This is a genomic window from Rhabdaerophilum sp. (genome assembly GCF_046092605.1).
Classification (GTDB): domain Bacteria; phylum Pseudomonadota; class Alphaproteobacteria; order Rhizobiales; family Beijerinckiaceae; genus Rhabdaerophilum.
In genome coordinates this window covers 1-6,544 of the sequence record NZ_JBJTDY010000115.1, presented here as the reverse complement: position 1 = coordinate 6,544, position 6,544 = coordinate 1, and the positions used below count along the sequence as shown (strand labels likewise).

6 protein-coding genes are annotated in these 6,544 nt (G+C 65.5%); 4 read left to right on the top strand and 2 right to left on the bottom strand.

Going from position 1 to position 6,544, the window contains the following annotated elements; genetic code table 11:
- The coding region (locus ACKODO_RS09135; RefSeq protein ID WP_408983130.1) for a lysophospholipid acyltransferase family protein at positions 1 to 898 on the top strand (898 nt) is incomplete at its 5' end.
- A 71-nt stretch (positions 899 to 969) separates the two neighbouring features.
- Positions 970 to 1,317 carry a heat shock protein HspQ gene (hspQ, locus tag ACKODO_RS09130; RefSeq protein ID WP_408983129.1) on the top strand — a complete coding sequence of 116 codons (348 nt, stop codon included), beginning with the start codon at positions 970 to 972 and terminating at the stop codon, positions 1,315 to 1,317.
- A gap of 98 nt (positions 1,318 to 1,415) precedes the next feature.
- Here the strand turns inward: hspQ and ACKODO_RS09125 are convergent, their stop codons facing one another.
- Complete coding sequence (locus ACKODO_RS09125) at positions 1,416 to 2,123, bottom strand: invasion associated locus B family protein (protein ID WP_408983128.1); 708 nt, start codon at positions 2,121 to 2,123, stop codon at positions 1,416 to 1,418.
- A gap of 236 nt (positions 2,124 to 2,359) precedes the next feature.
- Here ACKODO_RS09125 and ACKODO_RS09120 point away from each other — a divergent pair, with 236 nt between their 5' ends.
- Together ACKODO_RS09120 and ACKODO_RS09115 are read left to right on the top strand one after the other, a co-directional pair.
- Positions 2,360 to 4,195: an extracellular solute-binding protein gene (locus ACKODO_RS09120; RefSeq protein WP_408983127.1), complete on the top strand. Its 1,836-nt coding sequence runs from the start codon at positions 2,360 to 2,362 to the stop codon at positions 4,193 to 4,195.
- 12 nt (positions 4,196 to 4,207) lie between these two features.
- Entirely contained in the window at positions 4,208 to 5,443 is a 1,236-nt protein-coding gene (locus ACKODO_RS09115; RefSeq protein WP_408983126.1) for an AMP-binding protein, read from the top strand.
- Between the two features lie 133 nt (positions 5,444 to 5,576).
- Here ACKODO_RS09115 and ACKODO_RS09110 read toward each other — a convergent pair.
- A partial coding sequence (locus tag ACKODO_RS09110) for a TRCF domain-containing protein (protein WP_408983125.1) occupies positions 5,577 to 6,544 on the bottom strand: 968 nt, incomplete at its 5' end.

The following is a 6,544-nucleotide window of genomic DNA, read 5'->3' as shown; positions in this document are numbered from 1 at the left end:
GGTTCGCGATCTCGCCATCCGATTTCTCCGGGAAGGCCGCGCGCAAGTCCGGCTGGAAGCCGCGGCGTTCGATCTTGGCGCGGCCGCAATCCGGGCGCTGGGACCGGATCGCGCCAGCGCGCTCGGCGGGAGCCTTTGGCGCAGGATCGCGCCGCTGGACAAGCGGCATGGCCGCGCCGAGGGGCATTTGCGCGCGGCCTTCCCGGAGAAATCGGATGGCGAGATCGCGAACCTGCTGGCCCAGATGTGGGACAATCTGGGACGCACCAGCGCCGAGGCTTTCCACCTGCGAGCCCTGATCGCCGCGCAGGATCGCTTCACGATCCGCCCCGGCTTCTTCGAGGCGATCAGATCCGCGCAAGCGCGCGGCGCGGTGTTCGTCTCGCTGCATCTGGGCAATTGGGAGCTGGCTTCGCCGCTGCTGCATCATCACGGCCTGCCGGTGGCGGGCGTGTATCAGCGCCTGCGCAATCCGCTGGTGGATGAGCGCGCGACGGATGCGCGCGGCCCCTTCTATGCGCGCGGCCTCTACACGAAAGGCAGCGAAACCGCCCGCAAGCTGCTGCGCATCGTCGGCGATGGCGGCAGCGTGACGATCATGGCGGATCTTCGGGATCTCACGGGGCTTCCGGTGCCCTTCTTCGGCCGGCCTGCGCCCTCCACCATCTTCCCGGCATTGCTGGCGCGCGGGCGGGATGTCCCACTCTTCGCTGGCGTGGTCGCGCGACGGAACGGCGCGACCTTCGAGGCCGATGTGGTGGAGGTCCCCGTGCAGCGAACAGGGAATCGGGAGGCAGACCTCCAGGAGACCACCGCCGCCATCCAGCGCCAATTCGAGCAATTCATCCGCGAGCGCCCCGGCCAGTGGATGTGGGGCCATCGCCGCTGGCAGCGTTGAAGCCCCCCCCTTCAAGGCTCTTGAGGTGGCGAAAAAACCTCCTAAGTTAGGTTTGTGCGAGGTTTGGGGCCATGAAAGACCGTCAAGGCAAGTTCGTTGAGGCGAAATTCGCGATCGGACAGGTGGTGCGCCACCGGTTCTACCCGTTTCGCGGCGTGATTTTCGATGTCGACCCGGAATTTGCGAATTCCGAGGAATGGTGGCTCTCGATCCCCGAGCATCTCCGCCCGCGGAAGGACCAGCCCTTCTACCATCTTTTCGCCGAGAACGCCGAAACGGAATACATCGCTTATGTCTCCGAGCAGAACCTGCTCATCGATGATAGTGCCCGCCCGCTTCGGCATCCGCAGATCCAGGACCATTTCCGCAAGCAGCATGATGGGCATTTCCGCGCGAAGAACAACGCGATGATGCACTGATCCCGGCCCGCCGCCTGCGGCCTGTCATGAAGTTGCGGACATGAAAAAACCGGCCTCTTCGGCCGGTTTCCACATTTCCTCGGGACATTCGCGCCGGCTTATTGCGGCTGGCCCTGGCGCTGGCGAACCATTTCCTCACCGCGGCGCTTCAGGTCGTCCGCGCCGGGAGCCGGAGCCGCGCCACCCTGCTGCTGGCGACGGATTTCCTCCTCCTGCAGCTTCTGGATGGCCGCACGGTCAAGGCCGGCGCTGTCATAGATCCTGGCGAAACCGGCGAGCGGAAGCTCGAAATTCACTTCCTGCTGAATCTGGTTCTGCATGTCGATGCGAAGGGTGTTGCCCTTCTTGATCGCATTGATGGCGGCCTCGTTGAGTTCGACCTCGACATAGCAGCCTTCCTGCGAGCAGAGCTGGAAGCGACCGGCGATCGGGTTCAGACCCTCGGTCGACAGGCGCACGCCCGGCGGAATCATGAAGGTGAGCGGAACGACGAGACGCGCGAAGCGGCGCGGATCATCCTTTACCTGGTAGATGGCGATGCCCATCACCGGCTGGTTGTTCTCCGCCACGAATTCCCGCGAGGTGAGGCAGACGGTTTTCCTCGCGGCCGGGTCTTCGTCGCAGACCTTCACCCAATCGGCTTGGCCGGGCGAAGCCTTGAGCGGCACCTTCACCGCCGCGGGCGCCTGCGGGGGCGCCGCCGGTGCCGGAGCCGGCTGGGCGGGGCGCTGCCCCTGCGCCTCAGCGCCGAACGAGGCGAGGCCGAAAGCGATGGCGAGAGCCAGGGGGGCGAAGCGGAGCTTCATTTGAAAATCGTCCTCTTTTCCGGTTCCGGCCAGGTTTCCTTCCGGCCGGGCTTTCGCTTGCCGATCCTGCCGGATGCGCGGTTTGCTTAAGCGCGTTTGCGGATTTTTCGCAACCCCCGGGGCGGGAGAATCGTCGCGAATCCCTCGCCTGTCACTCCGGGTCGAATGCGGCTGAAGCGTGACGTTTCCGCCGCGCGAGCATGGCATCTCACCCTGCGCCTGCTTATTCTCATGGCATGAAAAATCACCGAATCAGGAATGCAGGACCGCATCGCCGGGCAGTTCTCGCAGGGCTGGGCGCGAGCGCCGGAGCGCTTGCCGCCCCCCGCCTTTCGGCCGAGGATGCGCCGCACCGCCACGGCATCGCGATGCATGGCGAGCCGGATCTGCCGGCTGGCTTCCCGCACCTGCCCTATGCGAACCCGAATGCGCCCAAGGGCGGCCTGCTGCGGCAGGCGATTGCCGGCTCGTTCGACACGCTGAATTCGATGAGCGTGCGTGGCAACGCGCCGGCGGTGATGGTGCCCTACATCGTTCAGCCCCTGATGATGCGCTCGCAGGACGAGCCCTTCACGCTCTACGGGCTTCTGGCGGAAAGCGTGGCGACCCCGCCGGACCGCTCTTTCGTCGAGTTTCGGATCAATGCGCGCGCGCGCTTTTCGGATGGGAAACCGGTGACGGCCGCCGATGTCGCGTTTTCGTGGAAGCTCTTTGCCGAGCGGGGCCGCCCGAATTACCGCCGCAACGCCGAGAAAATCGCGCGGATCGAGATCCGCGACGAGCGCACCATCCGCTTCACCTTCAAGGCGGCGAATGATCGCGAATTCCCGCTCATCATCGGCCTGATGCCGGTGCTCGCGGCCCATGCCACAGACCCGGAGCGCTTCGAGAACATGGGCTTCAATGCCTTTCTCGGCTCCGGCCCCTACTGGCTCGAAGCGGTGGAGCCCGGCACCTCGATCACGCTTCGGCGGCGCGCGGATTACTGGGGCGCGGATTGGCCCGCCCATCGCGGGCTCTACAATTTCGATACCCTCAGGCTGGAATTCTTCCGCGATTCCAACACGCAATTCGAAGCCTTCAAGACCGGGCTCATCGATTTCCGGGCCGAGATCGACCCCGCAAAATGGCTGAACGGCTATGACACCCCAGCGTTGCGCGAGGGGCGGATCGAGCGGCGTGCCGTGCCGATCAACGCCCCGAAAGGCATGTCGGGCTTCATCTTCAACACGCGGCGCGTGCCCTTCTCCGACATCCGCGTGCGCGAGGCGATGTTCTCGCTCTTCGATTTCGAATGGCTCAACGCGAACCTGTTCTCGGGTGTCTATCGCCGCACCGGCTCGTTCTTCGATGAGAGCGACCTCTCCTTCCGGGGCAATCCGCTTTCGGAGCGCGAGATCGCGCTGGTCGGGCCGGAACTCGCCGCGCTGCCCCCGGCCATCCGCGACGGGAGCTGGGCCCCGCCGAAAACCGACGGCTCGGGCCGGGACCGGACGGTGATGCGCCGAGCGATCGAGCTCCTGCGTGAGGCGGGCTATGCCATCCGCGAGGGCGTGATGACCCATTCCGGCGGCCAGCCGCTGGCCTTCGAGATCCTCGTTACGACCCGCGAGAAGGAACGCATCGCGCTGGCCTTCGCGGATACGCTCAGGCAGGTGGGCATCCGCCCGAACATCCGGCTGGTCGACAGTTCGCAATACTGGGCCCGGCTCAAGGACAAGCTCTTCGATTGCATCATCGAAGGCTTTGTCGTGGGCGCTTCGCCCGGGCAGGAGCAGGTCAATCGATGGAGTTCGATCGCGGCCGACCAGCCGGGCACGCTCAACTGGGCGGGCGTGCGATCGCCTGTGGTGGACCGCGCCTTGTCGGCGCTGCTCGCGGCAAGATCGCGGGAGGATTTCACGGCCTCCGTGCGGGCGCTCGATCGCCTGCTGGTTGCGGGCCATTATGTGCTGCCGCTCTACCACCTTTCGGAGCGCTGGCTGGCACGGTGGAGCCATATTCGCTGGCCGGAACGGCTCCCGCGCTACGATCTGACGGTGGAACTCTTCTGGTTTGAGGCGAATCGATAGAGAATAACGAGCATGTCCGGATCTGATCATCCCTCGCCCCCCGATTTCGCGCGCAATGCGCTCGCCGAACCCTGGAACCTGCTCACGGTGAGCGGGCTTGCGACCAGCGCCGCGGCCGCCAACCCCGAGCGTCTTTTCCTGCGCGATTGCGCCAGCCGCGAGGATTGGGACGGGAACCTGCCGCGCCAGCTGAGCTTTGCCGATTTCCACCGCGAGGCGGAATTCTTCGCGGGCCAGCTCGAGACCCTGGGCATTGTGGCGGGGGATCGTGCGCTCATCCTGATGCCGAATGTGGCAGAAGCGGCCATAACCATCGTGGGCTGCCTCATGGCCGGCATCACGCCGGCTATCGCGCCGGTCGAGGAAAACATTGACACCCTGCGCGCGGCCTGTGAGCGCATCAGCGCCGCCGCGATCATCACCACCGGCAGGCTGGAAGAACTGCGCCCGGCGGAGATCGCCCGCCAGATCGCCGCGCGCGCGATTTCCGTGCGTCTCGTCGCGGCCTTTGGCCACAAGCTGCCGGATGGCGTGATCTCGCTCGATGGCTGGTCCGAGCAGGATCTGGACGCCAACCCCAATCGTCCCGTGCGCAGGCAGGAAGCGGAAGGCCTCATCACCTTCTCGTTCCATGCGAAAGCGGTTCTGGCCCATATCCGCACCGAGGCACAGGTGTTCGCGGATGCCCTCGCCGTGGCGACCCGCCACAAGCTGGGGCGCGAGCAGAACCTGGTCTCCACCATGCACGCCACGGGCTCGGCGGCGTTCGCAGCCGGCCTGCTGATGCCGCTTTTTCAGGGCACGACCATCGACCTCGTCGGCCCGTTCACGGCTGCCCGCCTGCGCAACGCGCTTCGGCGCGCGGGCGAGAAGCCGGCCCTGCTGGCGCCCGCATCCTTCCTGCCGCTGCTGCGGGAATCGCTGCTGCGCGAAAAGGGTCTCGCCGGCCTCGGGAGCCTCGTTGCGGTGATGCGCCCGGGCATGGAGCTGGTTGAAGCGGCGAGCGAGTTTCCGTTTCCCGTCGTGCCGGTCTTCGATCTCAACGAGCGGGCGATCGTGGCGCCGGAGGCCATGCCCATGGGCCTTGCCGACCTGATGGGCAGCCACCAGCACCCGATGGAAGCGGTGCTGACGGAAGACCAGCCCTACCTCATGATTTCGGAAGGCGATGATGGCGTGGCCCGCGCCTTCGGTTTCGCGGCTTCGGACGTGGTGGCCCGCGCCGGTGCTGTGAGCGAGGCGGCCTAAGCGAAACCGGGCCTGCCCGGGTTTCGCTCATGCAGGAAAACACGCGAAACCGGGCCTGCCCGGGTTTCGCTCATGCAGGAAAACACGCGAAACCGGGCCTGCCCGGGTTTCGCGCGAGAGAGCCCGGCCCGCCTTACTTCCGCTTCTGTGCGATCTCCGCGATCTCGCCAAGGATTTTCCGGGTTGCCTTCAGGCGGATGCCCGCATTCTCGAAAGCTCCGGCGAAGACGATGCGCATGTCCGGCCTGACCTTCGCGGTCGGCCCCTTCTCGCTCACATATTTGACGAGCCCGTTGGGATTCGCGAAGGCATTGCCGCGGAAAGAGAGGATGATGCCCTTGGGGCCTGCCTCGACCTTTTCGATGTTCGCGCGGCGGCAGAGCAGCTTGATGGAGACGATCGCCATGAGATGCCCGATCTCGGGCGGCAGCGGTCCGAAGCGGTCGATCATCTCGGCGGCGAAACCTTCGATTTCCGGCTCGCTTTCAAGCTGGCTCAGGCGGCGATAGAGGCCCATGCGCAGGTCGAGATCGGCGACGTAATCCTCGGGGATGAGCACCGGCGTGCCAATGGAGATGGTCGGCGACCAGGCTTCCTCATCCGGCAGTTCCTGCCCGGCCCTGAGCGCGGCGACAGCCTCCTCCAGCATCTGCTGGTAGAGTTCGTAGCCCACTTCCTTGATATGACCGGATTGCTCGTCGCCGAGCAGATTGCCCGCGCCGCGCAGGTCGAGATCGTGGCTCGCGAGCTGGAAGCCCGCGCCCAGGGTATCGAGCGATTGCAGAACCTTGAGGCGCGCTTCCGCACCCCTGCTCAGCGTGCGGTTGACCGGCAGGGTGAAGAGCGCGTAGGCGCGCGTCTTCGAACGGCCCACCCGCCCCCTGAGCTGATAGAGCTGCGCGAGGCCGAACATGTCGGCGCGCCAGACGATGAGCGTATTCGCGGTGGGAATGTCGAGACCGGATTCGATGATCGTGGTCGCGAGCAAAATGTCGAACTTGCCGTCGTAGAAGGCCGACATCTTGTCTTCGAGTTCCGTCGCGGACATCTGCCCATGCGCGACGACGAATTTCGACTCGGGCAAATTTTCGCGCAGGAAGG

Coding starts and splice junctions, on each gene's coding strand:
- ACKODO_RS09120 (WP_408983127.1), top strand. CDS start 2,360: ATGAAAAATCACCGAATCAGGAATGCAGGACCGCATCGCCGGGCAGTT.
- ACKODO_RS09125 (WP_408983128.1), bottom strand. CDS start 2,123: ATGAAGCTCCGCTTCGCCCCCCTGGCTCTCGCCATCGCTTTCGGCCTC.
- ACKODO_RS09115 (WP_408983126.1), top strand. CDS start 4,208: ATGTCCGGATCTGATCATCCCTCGCCCCCCGATTTCGCGCGCAATGCG.
- hspQ (WP_408983129.1), top strand. CDS start 970: ATGAAAGACCGTCAAGGCAAGTTCGTTGAGGCGAAATTCGCGATCGGA.